Consider the following 1,425-nt stretch of genomic DNA (forward strand, 5'->3'; position numbering starts at 1 on the left):
GGGCCGATGCGCTGGATCAGCTGGCGGCCAGCGATGCCTGTGACACCGTGGTCGCCGCCATCGTCGGAGCGGCGGGCCTGTCCTCGACCCTGGCCGCAGCCGCTGCCGGCAAGCGCATTCTGCTGGCCAACAAGGAATCGCTGGTACTGGCCGGCGAACTGCTCATGCAGCGGGCCAATGCGGCAGGTGCCGAGATCATCCCGATCGACAGCGAACACAGCGCGATCTTCCAGTGCCTGCGCTCCCGTGATGCCAGCCTGGACCAGGCCGGCGTCCGGCGCATTCTGCTGACTGCGTCCGGCGGTCCGTTCCGCGGCCGTTCGCGCGCCGAACTGGAGCAGGTCACGCCTGCCCAGGCAGTGGCCCACCCCAAATGGAGCATGGGCCCGAAAATCTCGGTCGACTCGGCCACGCTGATGAACAAAGGGCTGGAAGTCATCGAAGCCCACCATCTGTTCAACGTACCAGGCGAACGGATCGACGTGCTGGTGCATCCGCAGAGTCTGGTGCATTCGCTGGTGGAGTTCATCGACGGCTCCACCCTGGCCCAGCTGGGCCTGCCGGACATGCGCACCACCCTGGCCGTGGGGCTCGGCTGGCCGCAGCGGATTGAATCCGGGGTGGCGGGACTGGACCTGCTGACCCAGGGCCGGCTCGACTTCGAGGCCCCCGACACCGACGCCTTCCCCTGCCTGCGCCTGGCCTGGCAGGCGATGGCAGCGGGCGGCACGGCCCCGGCGATCCTGAACGCTGCCAACGAAGTGGCGGTTTCAGCGTTTCTTCAGGGGCGGACCGCTTTCCTGAACATCCCGGCACTGGTGGCTAACGCACTTTCAACACTCCCGCCCACCTCCGCCGATACACTGGAGAGCCTGCTGGCGGCCGACCGGCAGGCCCGCCAGATCACCCAGACCGCCATCGATACGCATTGAATGCCTTTCCCACCTCCTGACCGCGACGTCCAACATGGGTGAATTCATCGGTTCTGTCTGGTGGATGATCGTCAGCCTCGGCGTGCTGGTGACCTTCCACGAGTTCGGTCATTACTGGGTCGCCCGGCGCTGCGGGGTGAAAGTGCTGCGCTTCTCGGTCGGCTTCGGCAAGCCGCTGTGGATGCGCCGCAACCGTGCAGGCACTGAATTTGCCATCGCCGCCATTCCGCTGGGTGGATACGTCAAAATGCTGGACGAACGCGAGGTCGAGGTCCATCCGGCCGAACGCGGCCAGGCCTTCAACCACAAGACCGTGTGGCAACGCATCGCCATCGTCGCGGCGGGCCCGCTCGCCAATCTGCTGCTCTGCGTGGCCTTGCTGTGGGCCATGTTCGTGCTGGGCAAGCAGGATTACTCGGCAACGATTGGCCGCGCCACCGGCATGGCCCAGGCCGCCGGCCTGCAGACCGGCGACCGGGTGCTGGGCGTGGAC

The 1,425-nt window shown here is 66.7% G+C and carries 2 protein-coding genes; both read left to right on the plus strand.

Going from position 1 to position 1,425, the window contains the following annotated elements; all coding sequences use genetic code 11:
- Positions 1-932 (plus strand): 1-deoxy-D-xylulose-5-phosphate reductoisomerase (dxr, locus tag EGJ34_RS21685; protein WP_125362448.1); only part of this gene is annotated, 932 nt, incomplete at its 5' end.
- 34 nt (positions 933-966) lie between these two features.
- The coding region (gene rseP / locus EGJ34_RS21690) for an RIP metalloprotease RseP (protein ID WP_125362449.1) at positions 967-1,425 on the plus strand (459 nt) is incomplete at its 3' end.

The organism is Stenotrophomonas sp. 278, from assembly GCF_003935715.1.
GTDB lineage: Bacteria > Pseudomonadota > Gammaproteobacteria > Xanthomonadales > Xanthomonadaceae > Stenotrophomonas > Stenotrophomonas maltophilia_AH.